This is a genomic window from Fusibacter sp. A1 (assembly GCF_004125825.1).
In the GTDB taxonomy this organism is placed as follows: Bacteria; Bacillota; Clostridia; order Peptostreptococcales; family Acidaminobacteraceae; genus QQWI01.
This window is the reverse complement of the sequence record NZ_QQWI01000006.1, coordinates 1-21,507: the sequence shown is the minus strand read 5'-3', so window position 1 is coordinate 21,507 and position 21,507 is coordinate 1. Positions and strand designations below refer to the sequence as shown.

The 21,507-nt window shown below is 40.5% G+C and carries 17 protein-coding genes and 1 pseudogene; 8 read left to right on the top strand and 10 right to left on the bottom strand.

Annotation, left to right across the window (positions count from 1 at the left end; genetic code table 11):
* Positions 1-7: 7 nt before the first annotated feature.
* On the top strand, positions 8-4,801 hold the full coding sequence (locus DWB64_RS19250) for an HD domain-containing protein (RefSeq protein WP_164980330.1): 4,794 nt from the start codon (positions 8-10) through the stop codon (positions 4,799-4,801).
* A 52-nt stretch (positions 4,802-4,853) separates the two neighbouring features.
* Here the strand turns inward: DWB64_RS19250 and DWB64_RS09415 are convergent, their stop codons facing one another.
* Entirely contained in the window at positions 4,854-5,783 is a 930-nt protein-coding gene (locus tag DWB64_RS09415; protein ID WP_129487981.1) for a phosphotransferase family protein, read from the bottom strand.
* Between the two features lie 206 nt (positions 5,784-5,989).
* Here DWB64_RS09415 and DWB64_RS09410 point away from each other — a divergent pair, with 206 nt between their 5' ends.
* Positions 5,990-7,231, top strand: a complete 1,242-nt coding sequence (locus DWB64_RS09410; protein WP_129487980.1) for an aminopeptidase P N-terminal domain-containing protein — start codon at positions 5,990-5,992, stop codon at positions 7,229-7,231.
* Positions 7,232-7,299: 68 nt separating this feature from the next.
* On the opposite strand, the gene DWB64_RS09405 is transcribed toward DWB64_RS09410, so the two are convergent.
* The 4 genes from DWB64_RS09405 to DWB64_RS09390 all read right to left on the bottom strand — a co-directional run bounded on the left by DWB64_RS09405 (position 7,300) and on the right by DWB64_RS09390 (position 10,443).
* Positions 7,300-7,752 (bottom strand): SRPBCC domain-containing protein, encoded by a 453-nt coding sequence (locus DWB64_RS09405; protein ID WP_129487979.1) that lies wholly within the window; start codon positions 7,750-7,752, stop codon positions 7,300-7,302.
* 3 nt (positions 7,753-7,755) lie between these two features.
* On the bottom strand, positions 7,756-8,127 hold the full coding sequence (locus DWB64_RS09400) for a VOC family protein (protein ID WP_129487978.1): 372 nt from the start codon (positions 8,125-8,127) through the stop codon (positions 7,756-7,758).
* A gap of 67 nt (positions 8,128-8,194) precedes the next feature.
* Entirely contained in the window at positions 8,195-9,340 is a 1,146-nt protein-coding gene (locus tag DWB64_RS09395; RefSeq protein WP_129487977.1) for a hypothetical protein, read from the bottom strand.
* Positions 9,337-10,443 carry an SPFH domain-containing protein gene (locus tag DWB64_RS09390; protein WP_129487976.1) on the bottom strand — a complete coding sequence of 369 codons (1,107 nt, stop codon included), beginning with the start codon at positions 10,441-10,443 and terminating at the stop codon, positions 9,337-9,339. The genes DWB64_RS09395 and DWB64_RS09390 overlap by 4 nt, the downstream gene beginning before the upstream one ends.
* A 304-nt stretch (positions 10,444-10,747) precedes the next feature.
* Between DWB64_RS09390 and DWB64_RS09385 the strand changes: the two genes are divergently transcribed.
* From DWB64_RS09385 to DWB64_RS09365, 5 genes are all read left to right on the top strand, one after another.
* On the top strand, positions 10,748-11,506 hold the full coding sequence (locus tag DWB64_RS09385; protein ID WP_129487975.1) for a YaaA family protein: 759 nt from the start codon (positions 10,748-10,750) through the stop codon (positions 11,504-11,506).
* Positions 11,507-11,612: 106 nt separating this feature from the next.
* Entirely contained in the window at positions 11,613-13,184 is a 1,572-nt protein-coding gene (locus DWB64_RS09380; RefSeq protein ID WP_129487974.1) for an HD domain-containing phosphohydrolase, read from the top strand.
* 121 nt (positions 13,185-13,305) lie between these two features.
* Entirely contained in the window at positions 13,306-14,439 is a 1,134-nt protein-coding gene (locus DWB64_RS09375; RefSeq protein WP_129487973.1) for a Rho termination factor N-terminal domain-containing protein, read from the top strand.
* A gap of 411 nt (positions 14,440-14,850) precedes the next feature.
* Positions 14,851-15,582 (top strand): nitrilase-related carbon-nitrogen hydrolase, encoded by a 732-nt coding sequence (locus tag DWB64_RS09370; RefSeq protein WP_129487972.1) that lies wholly within the window; start codon positions 14,851-14,853, stop codon positions 15,580-15,582.
* Positions 15,583-15,637: 55 nt separating this feature from the next.
* Positions 15,638-16,309: a GNAT family N-acetyltransferase gene (locus tag DWB64_RS09365; RefSeq protein WP_129487971.1), complete on the top strand. Its 672-nt coding sequence runs from the start codon at positions 15,638-15,640 to the stop codon at positions 16,307-16,309.
* A gap of 95 nt (positions 16,310-16,404) precedes the next feature.
* Here the strand turns inward: DWB64_RS09365 and DWB64_RS09360 are convergent, their stop codons facing one another.
* The 4 genes from DWB64_RS09360 to DWB64_RS09350 form a co-directional block, all read right to left on the bottom strand.
* On the bottom strand, positions 16,405-17,877 hold the full coding sequence (locus DWB64_RS09360; RefSeq protein ID WP_129487970.1) for a recombinase family protein: 1,473 nt from the start codon (positions 17,875-17,877) through the stop codon (positions 16,405-16,407).
* The gene (locus DWB64_RS19245; RefSeq protein ID WP_164980329.1) at positions 17,874-18,029 is read right to left on the bottom strand and encodes a hypothetical protein; all 156 of its coding nucleotides are present in this window, start codon (positions 18,027-18,029) and stop codon (positions 17,874-17,876) included. Before DWB64_RS19245 ends, DWB64_RS09360 begins: the two co-directional genes overlap by 4 nt.
* Positions 18,030-18,815: 786 nt before the next feature.
* The gene (locus DWB64_RS09355; protein ID WP_129487969.1) at positions 18,816-19,787 is read right to left on the bottom strand and encodes an alpha/beta fold hydrolase; all 972 of its coding nucleotides are present in this window, start codon (positions 19,785-19,787) and stop codon (positions 18,816-18,818) included.
* Complete coding sequence (locus tag DWB64_RS09350; protein ID WP_129487968.1) at positions 19,768-20,442, bottom strand: hypothetical protein; 675 nt, start codon at positions 20,440-20,442, stop codon at positions 19,768-19,770. Before DWB64_RS09350 ends, DWB64_RS09355 begins: the two co-directional genes overlap by 20 nt.
* 130 nt (positions 20,443-20,572) lie before the next feature.
* On the opposite strand from DWB64_RS09350, the gene DWB64_RS09345 reads away from it, so the two are divergent.
* Positions 20,573-21,079 (top strand): TetR/AcrR family transcriptional regulator, encoded by a 507-nt coding sequence (locus tag DWB64_RS09345; protein WP_129487967.1) that lies wholly within the window; start codon positions 20,573-20,575, stop codon positions 21,077-21,079.
* A 226-nt stretch (positions 21,080-21,305) separates the two neighbouring features.
* Here DWB64_RS09345 and DWB64_RS19355 read toward each other — a convergent pair.
* Positions 21,306-21,507, bottom strand: a pseudogene (locus tag DWB64_RS19355) (hypothetical protein); the annotation flags it as partial.

Sequence of the window (21,507 nt, the reverse complement as noted above, 5' to 3'; positions counted from 1 at the left end):
GTGTGACGTGATTGATATGACAGCAATACTAATCAAAGAGGCAGTGGCGAACATAAGAAAGCTTAACCACGATTCAGCGCTTGGCTGCATGTGGTTTGCAGCGTTGTCAGAAAAGAACTTCTCTGATGGCCTTTCGAAGATGATCAATCGGTGCGATTACTCTGGAAGGTCTCTTGTAGAACTGTTTTTAGCCTTTGACAATCAAACTGCGATATCAGCGGACGAGTGGATCAGCGCGATCTATCAGTTCGCCCTTTGTAAGAGTTATCCCCAGACCGCTGTGATTCCTGAAATTGACGGTCTAGAGGACTGTTCAGTCGTATTCCTAGAACTCTTTAGATTGATCAACCAGGTGGAGAAGAAGTCGAGTAAGGAAAGCTATATCAGCAGATATCCCTTTGAGTTATTGTTGCCACAAGAAGTGAAGGATCTAGAGAATACCTCTGAATATGAAATCATTCAAGAGTCGTTCAGATTTGACTATATCTATGAGATGATGAAGCTCAACAAAGAGGTATCGGGACATGCCACACTCGAACATATCACGGGTGTGCATTATCTGGCCCTATACATAGCAAGGCAGCTGAAAAAACTCGGCCTGCCCGTAGACTTGGGAATCGTTTCGGGTGCGGCGGCGCTCCATGACATCGGAAAGTTCGGATGTAAGCCTGAAGAGAAGAGCAAGGTAGCCTATTTTCATTATTACTATTCCGATGAATGGTTCTACCGAAAGAATATCAAATACATAAGAAACATAGCAGTGAACCATTCTACCTGGGATCTCGAGCTTGAACATTTGTCGCTTGAGTCGCTGGTGCTCATCTATTCGGATTTTAGGGTGAAAAGGCATAAGGATCCAAACTGGCCATACGCGATGAAGTTTTTCAATATAGACGATTCGTTTGATATTATTTTAGATAAACTGGATAATGTGGACAAAAAAAAGGAAAAGCGATATAGAAAGGTCTATGAAAAACTCAAGGATTTCGAAGACTACATGCTCTATTTGGGAGTAAACGTTCAATTTGACAAGCGTTTTGATAACGCCCAAGAGGTCGCGTTTGGAGAGAGTGCGCTGCTGACTGGCTCGGAGATCGTCAAAAAGTACAAGAAAATGGCGATTGCACATAACATTCTACTGATGAACGGACTAAGAACGGAAGAATCCTTGATGGTCATGCTTGACGAGGCACGTATCCAGAAGACCGCGCAGGATTTCAGACGATATATGCACCTGTTGGAGCAGTTTTCAAAGTACCTGACTCCGGCGCAGAAAATGATCACGCTTAAGTTTCTTTTCAGTATGTTGAACAGGTTTGAAGAGGATATCAGGAAGCAGGCTGCAGGAATCATGGGTACCATTATCGCCTCCTTTGACGATCCCTACAGCAAATACCTTCCACCGACGATTGACCCGAATGTATTCAAACTTTCAAAATCGGGTGTGCTAAGAAGCTTCGTCAATGAGTTTCTAAATCCAGAAAACATCCATTCCAAGCAGAAGGAAGAATGGGTAGGATATGCCTTATCGGATCTGATCAGAAAAGTAGTGCGCCATTCAAAAGAAATCGTCAATACGGTGGACCTTGTGATAGAGAAACTATCGGAGTTTCAAGGAGAACGAAGACTGTATCTGTTAAGGACGATCATTTATTTTCCTGTCTCAAGGCTGAGTGACGACCAGCTTTCCAAATTGACACTTTTGGTGAGCGACTCCTTGGATTCAAGCTACAAAGAAGTGAAGCTGCTTGCCATGGAATGCATTTATCATCTATCCAGCAGCAAAAACAAGGCGATTGTGGCTTTAGCGACAGGCCTGATGACGATCGATGAGCAGATGCCATATGAGTCCTTTATGGCCAGTAAGATCAATAAGAGGCTACACGTTCAACATCAAATCGAGAACCACAGCGAGTTCGGATTCAATCAAATCAGCACAGAGCAGATATCCTACATGTACCTTAGCAATTTAAAAACCGCGACGGCGATGACAGTCAAGAAACTTCATATTGAAATGATACTCAAACATATGCTCACCACTGAAAATGCGGATAAGTTCTACGCGGCAATCCATTATTGCAACCTGATCAAAAACAGCGTCTCCCACGATATACGCATACTTTCAGGTAAGGCGCTTGTCACACTTACAGAGAAACTGACCAAATCACAAATCAACGAGGTGGCGATAGAGCTCTTGAGGGGTCTTGAAATTGAAAGCTATCAGTTTTCAAAGATTATTCCAGGCGTGCTGGGACGCATACTCATGCTCCTTGAACGCGACGAACTGATCGAGCTGCTTGACGACCTGAAAATCAAAGTGAAAATGGGGTCAACAGCACTTAAGATGGTCATTGTCGAAACTATCGGACACGGTATCAATGCCGCTCTGATGATTGGACGAAAAAGCAAAGTGAAGGATGACCTGATCAAAGAGATGCTGGGGATCATACTTTCAGGACTTGTACAATACGATTCGCCTGTCCACTCGATCGCTTTCAATACGATCACTAATGGAATCCTATCGAGCAAGGTCACGAATCTGTCTGAAAAACAACGGATCTACCAGCTGCTGCACAAAAAAATGCTGACGATCCTTGATGAAAGTTCCAGCGGATTACTGGAGCCTGCCATGGATTACGCGTTCGGTTTAAACAAACTCTATGCGTTCATCAACGAATACATCCATGAGAAGGGGGGATTCACCTTTGAGTCGGACCACCAGGTCGCCTATTTTCCTGGGACCTTCGATCCCTTCAGTCTGGGGCAGAAGAGTGTGGCACGGCATGTGAGAGATGCCGGTTTCGATGTTTATATCGCAATCGATCCGTTCAACTGGATGAGAAGGACGCAGCCGACCCTGCTAAGAAGAAAGCTGATCAACATGACGATAGCGGATGAGTTTGGCGTCTATCTGTTTCCTCGTAATAAAATTATCAATCTGAATATGGAAGACAGCTCAAATAGACTGTCGGACCTCTTCCCCGAACAGCCTGTCCACCTGGTGACAGGTGAGGATATGCTTCTTTCGAATGCTTCTTATATGAATGAGGACAGCCATCTGTTCGACCTTCCCCATATCGTAGTAAGTAGAGGGAACCTTACTAAAAAGAAGAAGGATCAGGCGCTTAAAGTCATGGATGGGATAGAACAGGTGACTCATGTGAATATCATGGTGGATCTAGAGCGGATCACTCCTGATCAGATCAGGCGTGCGATCGATCTGAACTGGGATCTGACAGATGTCATGGATCCTCTTGCATCGCGAGCCATCCGTAAATTCGATATGTATAAAAACGAACCTCAGTTTAAAAATGATCTGGAACCTAAAACGACTGAGGTGCTTACAATGGACGGTCTTTCCGAATCGCTGAAAAAAGAGCTTCAAGAAACCTTTCATCTGGAGGTCGACAGCCTACTTCAAGGAGTGGTTTGTCAACAGAATTGCAAAAGGAAAATCATCCTGATCAAAGGAAACAATCCTGAAAGCATTATCGGTGTCGGAATATATCGTGGGATCACTGAAAATGAGTTTGAGGCCATGATGAACCACGACAGCCTGAAGGCTGATTATGTGGACTTGTATGTCGAGAACACTGCCCTCATCGAGGTGCTTGTGGCAATTCCTGAAACGCCACTTCATAATAATTTACTTATGCTACAGACTGAACTGCTTGTAAGTGTGATGAGTCAGGGCTATGAATATTGTTATTACAAAGTTGGCGAAGGGATGGTGATGACCGATCTGCTCAAAGTATTGAGGACGACGGGATTCACTGAAAATAAGGAACTGAGAATCATGATGTGCAGTCTGAAAAATCCTGTCGTGATTATTCTTGATGCCCAGTCTATGCTCAAGGATGACTACAGGAAAGACAAAAGTATTCGAAACAGTATGTCGAACACGCGTGACAAACTCCTTTATGCGGTTGTCAGCAGGCATCCCAATCAGGTGGTTCTGGCATTCGACCGGGGTATGATGTACGATCAAATCAATCAGATGATCAGCCATCACAATGTGCCTTTAGATGATACGGGTATCGGAGCGTCGATGTGTGTGCCTTATGGCGAACTATTCAAACGTTGGAGACTACCGCATTCTGTTACAAAAGCGCTACATACCGAGAGGGTATACGATCAAAAGTTAAGGTATTTCGATGTCAAGCCCTATCCGTATTACCTGTCCATTGAAGAACAGACCGCGATCATCAAAGCCTTCAATAAGCCAGTCATTCTGATTGATGATCTGCTGGACAAAGGATTGAGACTTCAGGCCATTGAAATGTATTTTAAGAATGAGAAAGTATCAGTAGACTCCATCATCGTAGGAATCATGTCAAGAAGAGGTCGGAAACGCATTGAACAAAAGGGCTACCGGGTCCATGCGGCATATAATATTCCAAACCTGTCGGCGTGGTACACAGAAAGCATGCTTTATCCGTTTATAGGAGGCGATTCCTTATGGTTAAGTGAAGAGTTTCCACCGGGAAACATGCCCTCTGTCAACAAGATACTGCCCTATATGGTATCCAAAAACGATTACTGCCGTCCGAAAAGAAGCTATGTCGATTTTTCACTGAAATGCTTGAATAACTCACATAGTCTCCTGAAGGTAATCGAAGAAAGATATGAAGCGATGAATAGAAGGCCATTTACCATTGAGAGACTTTCTGAAGTGTTTATCACGCCAAGGATTCCTCAGTATGGCAAAGCACTTTCTGTAGATGTTCATGTCTTGCCGAGCCAGATGGTCGAAAGTGACATCATCAGACTCGAGCATCTGTTAAAACTATTTGAAGAATAAAAAAACCCCTCTGATTTTTGAATTATATCATCAGAGGGGATTTTTCTGTTGCTTATTTCAAGAGCCTTTTAAGTGTCTTCATGCACATCTCATAAAAATCCGGAGCGATATCGTATGCCCAGGAACATGCTGAAAGCGTATAATAGAGAAGGTGATACTTAAATCGTTCATCAAAGTGCGGATCACTATGAAAAGAGGGGTGATACCCTCTGAAAAAGGCGACTTCCAATTCGGGATGGTCATAAAAATGCTTTAGATAGAGCTGGGAAAAATCAGCGTAGCTGTCCCATGGAACACTGTGTTCGAAATCCAGGACTGCTGTGATTTCATAGTTTTCACCGATTTTTCGGATGAGAATGTTTCGTGCATCAAAATCTTGATGACATAAAACAGCTTCTGTTGCATAGTCTAGGCAGGACATGTGATCTTCGAGATATTTCCAAGCCAAGTTCAGCCATTCCCTGTTGGGTAGGTCTGGATCAGCTAGCCGCTGGTCTAAAAAATCTAACTTTGGCTGATATGCCGTCTTTAGAGAAAGAGGTGTTGTCAGCTGCAAAGTGTTCCATGTTCCGAAGTGGTCGAAATGAACGGTATGGAAAGCCTTTAAGACCTTGCCGAGCTCCTCGAATAGACGAAGCTGCTGCTCGATTGGGATATGTCTTAATATCTTCATCATGGGAAGACCTTCAATGTAGGTCATCAAAAGCCAGGTGCGCTGGTCGTCGAGTGCTCCACTGTTGATAATTTTGGGTACTGGAAGCTTATGGGTCGCAAGGTATTTAAGGGCTGCGATTTCTCTTGACGCATAATGTGATTGATAGAAATACTTAAAGACAAAGTGCTGGTTTTCAGAGGTGGTAAGCTTGTAAACCAGATGTCTGTTCAGATCGTGGTTGCCTATGGGGATCAGTGTGACTTTTTCACCCACAAGCTGTGAGGCAATTCGCTCAAGTTCTTTTCGTGTATACTTATCTGTAGGCATCGTATGCTCCTTAGTAGGGTAGACTATTCTTTAAATACCCTGTTTTGAGATGGTCACTCGTTTAAATAATTCGGATTTCGAAATATTTATAGCAAATTTGTAACGTTTATGAACTTAGCCTCTAAAAAAGGTTATAATAAAATGAACAATCATTGCAAGAGAATTTGCAATTCGGATAACTGGCTATAAGATTTGAAGGAGGCAATATGCATACTTTTTTCACACAGAATCGCGAAAATCTAGTAAAAGACCTGAACAATGGAGATGTTGTGATTCTCTTTGCCGGACAAGCGCCAAAGAGCACAGCGGATGCGCACTATGTTTTTAAAGCGAATAAGAACTTTTACTATTTGACTGGGCTAACACAAGAGAATTTCATTTTAGCCGTTCAGAAGGTGGATGATCAGGCGAAATCGACTCTATTTATTGAAAAATCCGATTATGATATCGAAAAATGGATGGGTAGAAAATTAAAAAAGGAAAAGGCCGCTGAAATTTCGGGAATAGACAAGGTCGATTACATCGAAGGGTTTGAAAGGTTCTTAACTGGCGGCATCTACAATGACGCCATTAAAACGGTCTATCTGGATCTTGAAAAACTCAGCTGGAAAGAAAGCCATTCTACTGCGCATCACTTTGCCCAGGACTTCAGCTCGCGTTTTGTCCATATTCCAGTAAAATCGGCTCATCCGATATTCAATCGATTAAGACGAATCAAACGGGACTATGAAATCGTAAAAATCGAGAAAGCCGTTGAACTGACTAAAGTAGGCCTTGAAGCCGTCATGAATGAGCTAAAGCCGGGAATGATGGAGTATCAGCTGGAATCCGTATTCAGTCATACGATCAGATATAACGGAGCGGACGGCAACTCGTTCCCAACGATAGCGGCTTCGGGTGAAGATGCTGTTATCCTTCATTATGTTGAGAACAATAAGGCTTGTGAGGAAAACACGCTTGTGCTTATGGATCTTGGTGCTCAGTATCATGAATACAGTGCCGATATCACTAGAACTTATCCTGTGTCGGGTAAGTTCACAGAAAGGCAAAAGACAATCTATAACATCGTCTTAAAAGCGATGAATGCGGTCATTGAAAGTATGAAACCTGGAATCGCCTTCAATGACTTGAACAAGACGTGTTCTGATGTTCTTGTCAAGGAATTGACTGACATCGGTTTGATCGAAAAACCTGAAGAGCTAAGCAAGTACTATTACCATGGAGTAAGCCACCACTTAGGACTTGACGTCCACGACTTAGGTGGAAGAGATATCGTGCTGGAGCCCGGTATGGTCTTCACGGTAGAACCAGGTCTTTATATCGCCGAAGAGGGTATCGGCATAAGGATTGAGGACGATATTTTAATCACTGAAGACGGCCACAGAAATCTTTCTAAGGATATTATTAAAACAGTGGAAGAAATCGAAGCGTTCATGGCTCAAAAATAAGAAGAGAACAAACCTAAAAAAACCTGATGATTGATTGATCACTCATCAGGTTTTTTCTTTGTATTCGTTCATGACTTGGCGGTGATTTGAAGAATCAAATTTTCAATAGCCTTTTTCCAAGTGTCTTCGAACCACTCTTTTGCCTCTTGCCAATCCTCTCGTTGCGGCCATCCCGAATGAACAAGGTGGACTTGGGTATGCTTATCGGTTGTACTGAAAAAACTGATGGAGACATGGGTCAAAGGATCGTGATGGTTCATGAAGTGACTGAACCGCTGCGGTCCTTTCCAAGTGAAGCCGAGCATACGGTTGAGGCAATAACCGGTGATGACACAGCCTTTTGTATTGTCAACAGCCCGATCCTCCAAATTCCAATAAAGCTCATAGGCGCCGCCTTCGTGCGGAACGATGTGCGCATCCTCAGCCAGCCAGGACTTTATAAGGTGTTCCTCAGTAAAATACTGAAAGCAGATGTCCGCAGCGAGCGGTATGTCAAATGCTAAATGAATGACACTGGTCATAAGTCACACTCCCAAGCTTTGTGCGAACTGAAGGACATTGTTGTCGGGATCATAGATCTTCATGAGTTTTACCAAACCTTCGATGGTTTTTATCTCATCGCGCTTCACATCCAACAGGTCAAGCTTTGAAGCGACTGCTTCTATATCGGGCGTAGAAATTGTCAAAATAGAATTCTGAGGAATAAAGGATTCAACTTCTTCAAGACCCACTGTAACGCCAGGCATTGGAGTTTTGAACTCAGCCCATAGCAAGTCGTCCACTTGATACATCAAAGTGAATCCTAAAGTATCTGTATACCATTTTCTAGAAGTCGCCAAGTGGTGGCATGAAATGATACACGTGATTTCGCCGGTGTAATTTTGTTTTGTCAACATAGTGAGACCTCCTACACTTCTTTTACCCAATCAAAGATAAATTAGCCAAAAACATTTTGAGTGAGGATCAAAGATAATAGCTTAAGGTTTCGATTAAACTGTAGGCATCATTTGAATACTGATACAGGAAATAAGCGGCGATCAGCGCTGCTATGGCACCTACAACCAACATCACCCTGACCCAATCAAGTGGGTAATTACCCTGTACTTCACCAGTCTGACCGTTTATGCCGAACTGATAGGTCTTGTCGGCGTAGCGGTAACTGGAAAGCCAGATGGGGAGCAGGACATGCCTAAATTCGACCTGCTCATAATCGGTGCTGAGCCTTGCGGCCCTGATATGGTCACCGTGGTACTTGCGTTTGATCGAATCGACGATTTCATGATGTAATTGCGGCTTGAGAATTTCAAAGCCTTCACTCAAGCTGATTTCGTACTTTTGAGCCACGAACCCCGACAGAAAATCGGTATGATAGGCCTTGGTCTTTCTGAGGTCGAATGGTTCAAGGGCGTTAATCTTACCGGTGTTGAACTGTCTGGAAGCGTTGATCAGTTCGTCATCGAAGATATTCGAGATACGTCCGGTCTTATGTTCCCAACGGATTCTTGTTTCAGAGACGTTTTTTGTCACCTGCTTGCCGTTTTCCATGACGGTCTTACTGACAGTGACCGTGTAATTGTAACCGATTTGACAATGATAAAAGCTTTGTGTGTTGACATCGAACTGCCAGTAAGGAATATAGACGCCCTTCAAACGTTCAGAATCCTGGGCGTCCTTTACAGCTTTTTTAGCAAAAAATCTTTTTTTGATCCACTTCTCAAATGCCTCGAAGGCGTCTTCGCGTGTCAACTCGAAAGGAACAACACCGTGGGGTCTTATCCCAAAATCGGAGTTCTGAGGAATAATGTGGGTCGAGCCGCAAAAGGGACAGGTCAAGGTCGTATCTTTTGAACTCATATTGCTGCTTGCTCCACAACTTTCGCAGTGTAAAGAGTTGATTTCTGAGCCCCAAATGTGATTTGCTGTAGATTCGGCTTCAAAGAAATCATAGTTTGTCAGTTCGTTCTCAAGCTCCAAAGGTTTTTCATAATCGCAGTACTCGCATGTGAGTGCCTGGGTTTTGGGGTTGAACTTCATAGGACCGCTGCAACTTGGACAGGCGACCTGTTCTGAATCCGCTATGATTTGCTCATTTTCGTCATAACCTTTCATAGGGTAGTCCCACAATTTGTGCAAAATTTAGAACCTGGAGTAAGTGTCTGATGGCATTTTGGACATTCAGTCGCCACGGTTTGATTGGCACCGCAGTGTGCGCAGAATTTGGCATCTTCAGGTATGTCCAGTTTGCATGAGACGCAGGATTTAGTTTGTGGTGAGATGCTTTTTCCGCATGCCGAACAGAATTTGCTCCCTGCTGCGACTTGAGCTGAGCAGTGTGGGCAAATCACTTTAGCTTCTGAGGTCTGCGACTGATGGCTTTGCCCCTGCATGGCACCTGCGATAGCGGTAGACGCGCCGATACCCGCACCGATACTTGCCATCCCGCCACCTGGATTGTTCGCGGCATCTCTGATGGCCTGTGCCGTCTGATACTGTGTGAACTTGTTCAAGTCACCCAGTACGCCCATCTGTGTGCGCTGGTCCATTGCGGCTTCCACCTCTTTAGGCAGCGACAGGTTTTCTATGGTGAAGTTTGTTATGGATAAGCCGTATTCGTTGAACTGCTCAGATACTTTTTCTTTGCAAGCCTGTGCGAACTCATCGTAATGCATTGCCAAATCAAGCGCAGCAATGCCGGACTCGGCAAGAAGGTCTGTAAGCGATGAAAGTATCTGCTTTTTAAGTTGAGGTGTGATCATCTCTGTATCTGCGAACTTATTGGTGCCGAAAACTTCTCGCATGAACTGTACAGGATCGGTCACCCGGTATGCGAAGGAACCGAAACCTCTCAAGCGGATGATGCCGAACTCCTTGTCCCGCATCATGATGGGGTTTGTGGTACCCCATTTTTGATTGAGAAACTGAGTGGTGTTCACAAAGTAGATCTCCGCCTTAAAAGGGGAGTTAAAACCGTATGACCAGGATTTCAACTTGGTCAGTATAGGCATGTTCTGAGTGGTAAGCTCGTAACGGCCCGGTTCGTAAACATCTGCGATTTGGCCTTCATTTACAAAAATAGCGACTTGAGATTCCCGCACGGTAAGCTGAGCGCCCATTTTAATCTCATTTTTATGTACAGGAAACTGATAAACCATTCGATTCGATCTTGACTCTTGCCATTCGATTACTTCTATAAACTGCTTAAATAGTCCCATAGTAGACCTCCTTTTTGATAGTTTCAGTTTATCAAATTATGGATTGATTTACCAATGGTGTCTGAAATAATTATTGTGCAGGACCAATTTTCTGTTTAAAGTCGTAATCTTAAGGTATAAGAAAGATACATCAGTCTTATGTTTAACATATTCTGATGGCGGTTAAAGCCGCAGCCCCCAACATATCTCTTAATTTGTGCCGTATGGCACTCTTTTTTTTTATGGCAATCGGCTTGTTGCAATCTCATAGGCGACATTGTATCCTTTATATAGAACTGCACACCATTTTCTAAAGGAGCAAAAGATGAAAATTATCCTATCGCCGAGTAAACTGCAAAAGAATGAGCTCGTAGAAACCATGCAGACAAAGTCTGCTTTTGATAAAGGCAAAGCGCAGCATTTAAAAGACCTTATCTCTTCACTGACTTATGAGGAGCTTGGAAGACTTTATAAGATAAAAGGCAAGTTACTCGATCAGACCTTTGACAATTTCCACTCAAAAGAAAAGCAGTGCGGTCATGTGATCGCCAGCTATAACGGAATCGTATTTAATGAGATCAATTGGAGAAGTTATGACCCTGTGCAGACACAGTATCTGGTCGACCATCTGGTGGTGCTCAGCGCGATGTATGGTGTACTGGAGCCAAACTCTTTGATTGAGCCCTATCGTTTGGATATGACGACAAGACCGAGTGGTATCAACCTATATGAGTATTGGCAGGAGCAAGTGGACCGATACTTCAGTACAGAAAACCTGATCATCAACTTAGCCTCGGTGGAATTCAGCAGAATGCTGAAGAATCATAAGAAAAAGATGTTGAATATCCATTTTAAAGAAGAGCAATCAGACGGCAAGCTAAAGATCGTGACAGTTCATGCAAAGCAGGCGAGGGGACTAATGGTAGACTATCTCGTGTCTCACTGCATAAACAATCCTGAAGAGATAAAAAAATTCAGTGAGGCGGGCTATGCATTTTCACAGTCGCTATCAAGCAGTGAAGACTTTGTCTTTATCAAACCATTTGAGTCTTATGCGTCTGCGGTTCAAATGAGTAATAGATAGCGGTTTTTTTTAGGAAATTCATAAAACTTGATTATTGTACTCGAATAAAGGTATTCAATAAGAAAGAGAAAACGGTTTGTTTATAAGTTGACTGGCGGAGGCTGCTATGGGTTATAAAAATGAAAACGAAGATTTCACGCTGGACTTTCTGATTGATGATGTTGAAGACGTTGGGAATAAGCCTGTCAAAAAACCATATAAGATAATCATCGCCGATGACGATCAAGAAGTTCATATGATCACGAAGATGATTTTGAAAGAGTTTGAATTTGAAGGAAGCAAACTGGAGTTCTTCGATACCTATTCAGGGAAAGAAACCATCGAGCTTATAAAGAGAGAATCGGATATCGCGATTGTATTTTTAGATGTGGTCATGGAAAGCCATCATTCCGGACTTGAAGTGGTCACCTATATGCGGGATGTGTTAAAAAATACGATGACCAGAATCGTACTAAGGACAGGCCAACCGGGAGAAGCTCCTGAGGAAGATGTCATTAAGCAGTATGATATCAACGATTATAGGCTAAAGACAGAACTGACAGTAAAGAGGCTGCATACTACCCTGTACACAGCACTTAGAAATTATCGCGACCTAAGGCAACTGAGTGACCATAAAAAAGGTTTGGAGAGAATCATTAAAACTAGTAGCCAATTATTCAGTCACGCCTCACTCAACGACTTCTTAACAAGTGTGCTGGATGAACTGTCCAATTTCTATCAGGAACCAAGCGGAATGGTTTATTTGAGAGAGGATCATACAGACCACTCGATCAATAGCGGCTTTGTGACGATAGACAATCGCAATAAGACAAAAATTGTCGCAGCAACAGGAAAGTACAAAGAATATATTGGTAAAGACATCGAGGATGTGCCGGAACTTTCATTCATAGATCCCAAAGTACTTAACGAGACACCGTTTGAAAATCCAATCAGTCAAGTGGAAAAAGGCTTTGTCGTTAAGAATAGGGGCCGCAGCATGATCAACAACTACGTCTATATCGAAGGCGAGAGAAAGCAATATGATTTTGAACTGATCAACTTATTTTTGCTTAACTACTCTTCGGCGCTTGATAATTACCTGATGAGTACGATCTTATCCTCAGCGAGAAAAGACATTATTCGTGCGGTGATCTCTGCAGTAGAAAACCACTACACCGATCCAGACAGCCATATTAAGAGGACTTCATGCATGATGAGTAAGTTCGCCATCGCCTGCGGATATTCACAGAGCGAGGCGGAGGTCTTAAGGGTATCAAGCAGTCTGCATGATATCGGTAAGCTTGAGATACCAAAGACAATTTTATGGAAAACCGAACCGCTAAGTGAAGGCGAAATTGAAATTGTCGAGCATCATACCAAGGCAGGGTACGATATTCTAGAGCACTCGGATCTTGATCTGTTGAGGATTGCGGCTGAGATGGCACTCAATCACCATGAAAAATTTGACGGAACCGGATATCCCGAAGGAAAAAAAGGTGAGGCTATACCAAAAACAGCAAGAATGTTGTCGATCGTCGATGTTTACGACGCGATCACGCATGACAGGACCTATGGAGACATCTATAACGAAATAGATGCGCTGGAACTGATTAAATCCGAAGCAGGTAAAAAATTCGATCCTGAACTTGTGAAAATTTTTGTCGACCACTACGATGAAATAATGTCATTTGAAAAATAAGAAAAAATACAGCACCACGCCACGTGATGCTGTATTTTATTTTTGTAACTTTAATGAAAAGCATTGAACAAAAAAAGAGATATGGTAACATGTAGTGTAGAATTGACAAGGATGTGAAAAGATGAATGAAAAAATGATAAGATTCGGTGCCGAAGAGTTGATAAAAAACAAGAAAGCACTCGAACCGACAATGAACTATACACAAATGCTAAGCAGGTACACACTCAATGACCTTAAACAGATCGCTGAGTTCTGGAGTATCAAAGTCACCTCAGCCATGCGTAAAAACGATTTGGTGCAGACGATTAACGACCACGTGTGCTCGGCTGTCAAGATTGAAGAGCTGGAACTCACCTCAGAAGCCGTCAACTATCTAAAGACCTACCTGACTCAGACGGGTGAAAGAACAACTGAAATGGCCACAGGTGCTGCTTACCTAAGGGCGCTTGGAATTGTCTTCACAGGTACTTTCGAAGACAGGCTGATCGAGATCATTCCTGGCGAGTTATCAAAAAATCTTGCCAATATGGTAGGTCTCGGCTTACAAAACGAAGACCAGCTAGAACTGGCCGCGCTTCTTGACACCATCGTCATCTATCATGGAGCATTGACCTTTAACGATGTAGTCGCAGTGGTCAGAAGCTATACGACATTAAAAGGGAACGATCAGGAACTGCTTGAAAAGATACACCATGCGCTGCATTTCACAAGACTTGCACGAAAAAGTGAGTTCTTATTGGCACATGGACGAGTAAAGAATCCCCAGTCCCTATACGAGGCGGTACTTGGCAGCGACCAGACAGCCTATGCGAAAATTTCACCTGAATATATCGCCGCGGTTAAAAAGAAACAGTCACCGGCGTTTTCAATTCACCATGACCGCCTGAAGCAGTTTTTAGGATCGGTCCTACAGCTTGATCCCGTGTCCGCTCATCTTCTGATGGACGACATGATGATCAAGATGAACCTTGACTGGCAGATGGAACAGATCATCTCAGACCTTGACGGTACAGTCAAATTCGAGCATCCCGAACAGCGAAACGGCTTAGTTCAACTTCTCGGGCTTGTTTACCAGCACACGCCAAAATGGCTCGAAAAAGGCCATACCCCGCATGAGCTGTATATTCCAAAAGAGGATACAAAGCCAGACATGCCACAAGAAAAGCCCAAGCAAGTGGTCAATACCGATAAAATCGGCAGAAACGACCCCTGCGCCTGCGGAAGCGGAAAAAAATATAAGAAATGCTGTCTTTAAAAGACAAAATGAGGCTGTTGCAAACTTGCAACAGCCTTTTTCCATACTCAAGCCAAAGCCCACAAAAGCGCCCGCCATCTTTCGCGTAGTAGCGACCCTAGTGGTCGCCTCTCTAAAATCAAATTCCCAAATGTAGGGGCCTTTAGAACAAACGACGTTCTTTAGGCCTTATGTGCGCCCTCACTTTCAGCGATGTGTCCAAAAACACGATTATATAGAGTCTATAACCACCACCTAATCCGTATCAAACCCTTGAACAAAGGCGTTCCCTTTGACAGAAATGAGAATCTTGTTCGTTACTTTATTAATTAAAATTATCTTATCATGGAAAAATTAGGTTAAAAATTACTTTCCCGAATTGATATGCTAGACTATGTATAAATAGATTTCGTAGGAAAAATAGGGGGATTAATGACTAGTCTAAAAATTGGCTTAGTTGCTGCAACATTCATTGATGGAGACATCGACCACCAGATTAAAGAAATAAAATACTATGTAAAAAATAATAACCACTTAGACATGCTCTTCTTTGGCGAAAGTTACATACAAGGCTTTGAAGGTTTAACATGGGATTATGAAAAGGATTTAGACATCGCCATCAGTTTAGATTCACCACTGATGGCTGACTTAAAGAATTTCGCTAAAGACCAAGCTACAGGAATTTCTTTTGGTTTTATCGAAAGAGAAGGCAATGAACTGTATTCATCAAATGTGGTCATTGATTCAAAGGGTAAGATCATCAATCTTTTCCGCAGGGTATCTGAAGGCTGGAAAGAACCTATAGCCACAGATATGTACAAAGAAGGTAAAGAGCTAAACACTTTTGAGTTTGGTGGTAAAACATTTACGACTCTTATTTGTGGGGATCTCTTCCATCAGGAAAACCTAGATGCAGTACAAAAGGTAAAGGCAGATTATTTGTTGTGGCCACTATACATAGACTACAGTGTTAAAGACTGGCAAGAGAGTGTAAGTGCAGAATATGCTGAGCAAGCAGGAAAAACAGGCCAAAAGGTACTCATGATCAACAGCTTTAGTGTAGATGAAAACAGGGCCCATGGTGGGTGCTATGTCTATAATAAAGGGAAGATTGAACAGGAATTATCCCTTGGCAATGTAGGTGTGCTTGAAGTGACACTATAAAAGAGATTGTATTTAAGTTCGCAACGAAGATTAAATAAGAAAATGGGGGATAATTATGACAACTAATGAGAATAAAGAAGTTTTTCTATTGAGTAATGGGGACGTACAGATTAGAAGTTCTATTAATTCAGATATTGAAAACTATGTCAGGTGGCATACTGTTGAAACAGAGTGGTTAAAACAGGATTCTCCATGGGATGACCACCAGAGTGATCCTGATGAGATTAGAGAAAGACTTACCCGGATTATGTCAAGACCTAAACCAGATGTGTGGAGAAGACTACAGATCTGTGTTGAGGAACAGGTGCATATAGGCTCTGTGAGTGAATATATCAAAGAAATCGATGGAGAGGAACGTCGCTATATCGGGATTTTTATAGGTGAAAAAGATCATTGGGGAAAGGGAATGGGTGAGAAAGCTTTAAAATTGTGGCTGGCTTATTTATTTAATACTACAGGTGATCTGAGTCTTTACTGTGGAACCTGGTCTGGTAATATTGGTATGGTCAAACTCGCTGATAGGTGTGGTTTTGTCGAGATTGAACGGAAGAAAGATCTGCGTCAAGTCAATGGAAAGAATTATGATGGGTTAGCTTTCAAATTAGATAAAGCTAAATTTGTAGAGAACAATCGCCAATTAATGCAAAATGTACAAGAGCGGCTACCAGTTACTCCAAATGAAGCATATGCTTCTATGACACAACCTGTTACACGACAAGATTCCTGAAACAGTGCGAGTAGTCATCAACACACAACACATTTCGAGTGTTTTTCGGTGATATCAGAATAGATTAGTTTAGGTAGCAGGGCAATGCCCTGCTATTATAGTTTAAAGTTATACTGAATGCTAAAGGTACTATCCTCATTAACGATTACCTTATCAATGAACTTTTGAAGTACATTTCGATTAATGGTATCGAAGGACTTAATTTCAGTGATTTCTTTGATTAACCGTTCATGCGAGTAGATATCATCTTTAGATTGAGATTTTAGTTGTAGTAGATTTTCTTCGTAAGCAAGTGATTCCTTTTTTAGCTTATTCATTTTTAGATGATAGATATCTTCATCAATTGTACTAGAAAGTAGTAAGTCCAGAAGCTTCTCCTTTTTCAAAAGGTTGCTTTTAATAGCTCTTTCAAGTTGCTTTACTTCATTGAAACGTTTACTATTACCTTTTTCAATAGCTTGAAGTGATTGAATGAGATCTTCTGTATTAATGCTTTCTGCTAAAGCCTTTAATTCGTTCTGAATTCTTATGGAAATAACATCCTCTTTTATAACATGAGATGTACAAATATCCTTCCCATAGCGATGATACTTACCACAGACATAACCCTTTCGTTGCTTGAGATACTTTAATGCGCTGCCACAGTCCTTGCAATAGAGGTAATTCGTATATAGATAGGTTACTGTTTTATGTTTACCTTTACCTTTCTTCTTTCGTTTAGAAAGGATGCTTTGGACAAGTTCAAAAGTATTCTTGTCGATAATTGGCTCATGTGTATTTTTTACGACCACTTGATTTTCCTTGGCAACTGGTATTCTTTTACGATTAATGACGCTGATGTTTTCTTCTCTAGCTTGAACTAAATCACCAATATAATGTGGATTGGTTAAAATCTTCTTGATTGTAGAACCATGCCAAAAGTCACCAGCATTGCTTTTTCCAGCCACAGTTGCTGGTGTTGGTATTTTTCTTTTTGTTAGTAGTTTAGCAATACCTTGAAAACTGTTTTCTTTTAAAAAGAGTTCAAAGATTTCTTTAACAACAAGTGGGGCGCTGTCTGCTCTAATAATTAATGACTTATCCTTACTAATTTCATAGCCATAAGGAGCTGATGAACCAAGAAATTTGCCTTCTTTCATTTTACTTCTGAAGACAGACTTAATACGAGTTGATATCCGAACTGATTCTTGTTCAAATATCCATGCATATAAACCAAACATATTTTGCTTAGCTGGATCTTTTGTATCAACTAGACCATCTAATGTAATTAAATGAATCCGATTGTTCACTATGATACGTTTGATACGATAAGCCAGTTCTACATTTCTTACAAGACGGGATAATTCTTTGGAAATTATGATATCAAATTTCTTATCTTCAGCATGATCTAGAAGTTTATTGAGTCCGTTTCGTTCTTCTTTGGTACCACTTTCAACATCCTCATAAAAACCACCGAATTCAAAACCTCTTTCCTTAATATATTGTATAAAGAGCGTCTTTTGGTTGTCTTGTGAATCTTCTTGCTCTATTTTATCTGTCGAGACTCTAATATATCCTACTGCTTTCATTGTTCCACCTCCAAGTTGTTTTCACTATTCTTGGAAGTGACCATTTCTAATTTACTATCATTGTAATCCTCATTTGCTCTATGCTCAAGTTCATCAACTAAAAAAAGTATAAAAATCTCACTAAAAGTTTTGGTTTTCTTAATTTTATCCATACTATGCTCCTCCGATCAAAGAAACATAGTCTTGTTACTAAGCAATTTACATCATTACTGATTTCTTTTAGTGATAAGGGACAGATTATCTAAATATCTGTAGGTGTATAAAATAACCTCAATACAATAAATTATTTTGGTAAACTAAGTAGATATTTTGGAAAGAATAATTAGAGTTTTGGAAAAGTGCTTCCCATTGTTGGTAAACTCGCAAAAAAATTTGGTAAAGTAGATAGAAGTTTTGGTAAAATATTAATTTCTAACAAAACAAAAAAACTTACTATTTACACAAAAAAACTTACTAATTAATAAGTTATTGATAATAAGTTTTTTGTTTTAATATTTTTAAGGCGAAAAAGTAGTAATACTGCCTCATTTAAAGTAAATTATATAGATGATTCAAAAACTTACAAATTATAAGTTTTTGAGTTTGTAAGTTTTTACATCGAAGAAGTAGAATAAATTCTGATATGTGCGGCTGTTGCTAAAAGCTTAATATAGAAAAGTGTCGAATGAACCCTCGAATCTGTTGATATCTAGGGGTTCTTCTTTTATTATGAGTAGAAACTAAAAAAACCGAAAATTCCAACTATTTTATCGGACGATATAGAAATTGTAGTGAGTTATAGAAATTTAGATTCATAAAACAACTTACTTCCATACGATGTAGATGGTAGTGGTTTTGAGCATGAACAAATTGAAATAGCGGTAAGTGACAGTAACTATTGTATAAAAAAATAAATCATAGCTTACTATGATTTATTTTAATGAGTTGATTTGATTATTTTAATCTTTAAGAAAGTCTAATAAAAGTTTGTTTAGCTCATCGGGTGTATCCCTCATAACCCAGTGGGTAGCTTCTTCAATATACGCTACCGACCCTTTGGTTGACATCTTAGAGGATGGTTCAGCTTGTTGCCACATCATGTGGGGGTCTTGTTTTCCCCATATAACTAATAATGGAACATCAACAACTCTATTTGGCACTTCAGTTTCAGGTTGTGTAAACAAATTACGATACCAGTTGAGCATGGCGGTGTTGGCCCCTTTCTGTGACCAGGCTCGCTTATATTCATTGATTTCTTCTTCTGTGAAAGAGTCTTCCATGGACTTACTCATAAGGGCATAATCGTTAAATTTGAGTGCAATTTCAGGAATATAGGGTGTTCTGAAAAAGTAGGCATATTGGCTTTTTTTTCTTTGTTCTTCATTTGCTTCTTGAAATTCAAATAAGACCTTTGGATGAGGTGTATTTATTGTAACCATTTTATCAACACGGTCTTCGTGTTTGTCTACAATATTCCAGCAGACAACAACCCCAGAATCATGACCCACTATGTTAAAAGTATCATAACCAAAGTGGTCAGCTAAACCCAATATGTCATTAGCATGATTTTCAGGTGTATAATTATCGAGTCCTTTAGGTTTGTCACTAAGATTGAAACCTCTTTGATCTGGTGCAATCACTCGATAACCTTCTTCGCTTAATGCAATGATTTGATCTCGCCACCCAAAACTTGCATCTGGGTAACCATGAAGTAAGAATACCGGTTCACCATCCTCGGGTCCTGAAAGTGCGACATGCAGGGTAATGCCATTCGTCTCAATATATTCATATACGATTGTACCATCTTCATTAATAACGGTGAAATCACCATAATCTCCTGCTGGCCAATACCATATAACTATTCCAATAATGATGAATAAACTGAGTATACTACCAAGGGCCATGAGGGTTCTAGTCAGTGATTTTTTCATGTTTTGACCTCCTGTTAATAAAGAATTGTACGAGCGAACCAATTAAAGCAAGAAGAACAAACATAAAATAGCTTAAGTCAACAAAATACATTTGAGTTGTCAAAGGGTAAGAGACTGTTTTTTCAATAGCTGCAATTTTACTGTCATGGAACTGTGCAAATGCTGGATCAGTGGCCATTTCTATCATGGTTCTTCTGTCTTTATAGCGTATGATAGCACCACTTGACCATTCAGTTGCATTTTCGATTCCCCATACTTCTTGAGAATCTAGGAGAGCAGTTCCAGTGTAAATCGGGTAAGAACCATTTTTTATAAGGTAAGGAAAGACAAAACCTGTATAGTCAGCGAGTACTTCTTCAGCCGTCATGTCCGTTGTCATACCTTTTTCTATCATAGCATCTGTTAGTTTAGGCTGATCATAATTTTTTATGACGTTTATCATATAGACTGGTTTACCATCACCACTTTCTAAGAATTCTCTAAGATCTTCTTTGTTAGTATCAGTACCAAGGTCTGCTGCATGATATTTAGTCATAAGCTCATCAACTTCAGCCTGGTTCAGCGGTCTATCAAAAGCACCATGCCAAGTTAAAAATAGGATAAATATAAGTGTGATGATTGACCAATTGATGATTGTTTTTCTTTTGTGTGTCATTTTAATTCCTCCTTGTAGTATACTTATCGTAAAATGTGGGATAAAGTATCAGTTTTGTGTTATTATATAAATGAATTGAACTTAATTCAAGCGAATGACATAAAGTGATACAGAAGTCAGGAGGTGTACCATGAAAAGAGAAGAACAAAAAGAAGAATCGAAAATGATGATTGTAAATGCACTATTGGAATTAATGGAATCAGAAGATTATGATAGGATAAAGGCTTCTGATATCATAAAGAAAGCTGGTGTAGGGAGGATGACTTTCTACCGTCATTTTGAGGACAAAGATAAGGTTATTTATCATTACTTTTCTAAGTACACTATTGAGCAAGGTAAACTACTTTCAAAAATGAAGAATGCGAGTATTGGAGATTTATTACTCAGTCACTTTCAAATGATGCATTCTGCAAGGCATATTGATTTACTCATTAAAAATAACCAACTGATTCCTCTGCTAGAAGAATATAGTCTTATGACTATGTCTTTCTTTGAAGTCGTTAAAGAGACTGATTTATACAAAAGAATGTTCAATACAGCAGGGATATTCAAGATAACAGAGCATTGGATTAAAACAGGCATGAAAGAGTCAGCAGAAGAGATGACAGATATTATCATGGACTTGATAGAAAAATAGTACCTCTCTTGCATCATTCAAAAGAAGTACTATTATTCATGACTCTTATTTGTCATACGTATTCACTGGCGTTGCATTAACACACTTGAGCTTGTTCTTGATATAGATAAAAAACCTATTATTGTATAATTTTTACTCAACCTTCCGCTGATGATTGAAAAAAGAACAACCTCAACAAGAAGGTCTCATTGCACAGTGATTGGAGCACTTATTCACTTACATCCAATTAATAAGGTGTCAGCTTTTCAAGTTTTGGTTTTACTAGTTCAAATGGCTGATAAATACTCGCTCGAATAGCGATTCTAATTTTATCCAGTGTCCCTCTTGTTATGATGCTTTGTTTAAATAGTGCAAGCAAGCAGTACATGATCAGACTTAGATACACTTGATTCTCAGTGCCTTCTTGTGTACAAGCATAGAAGTGTTTC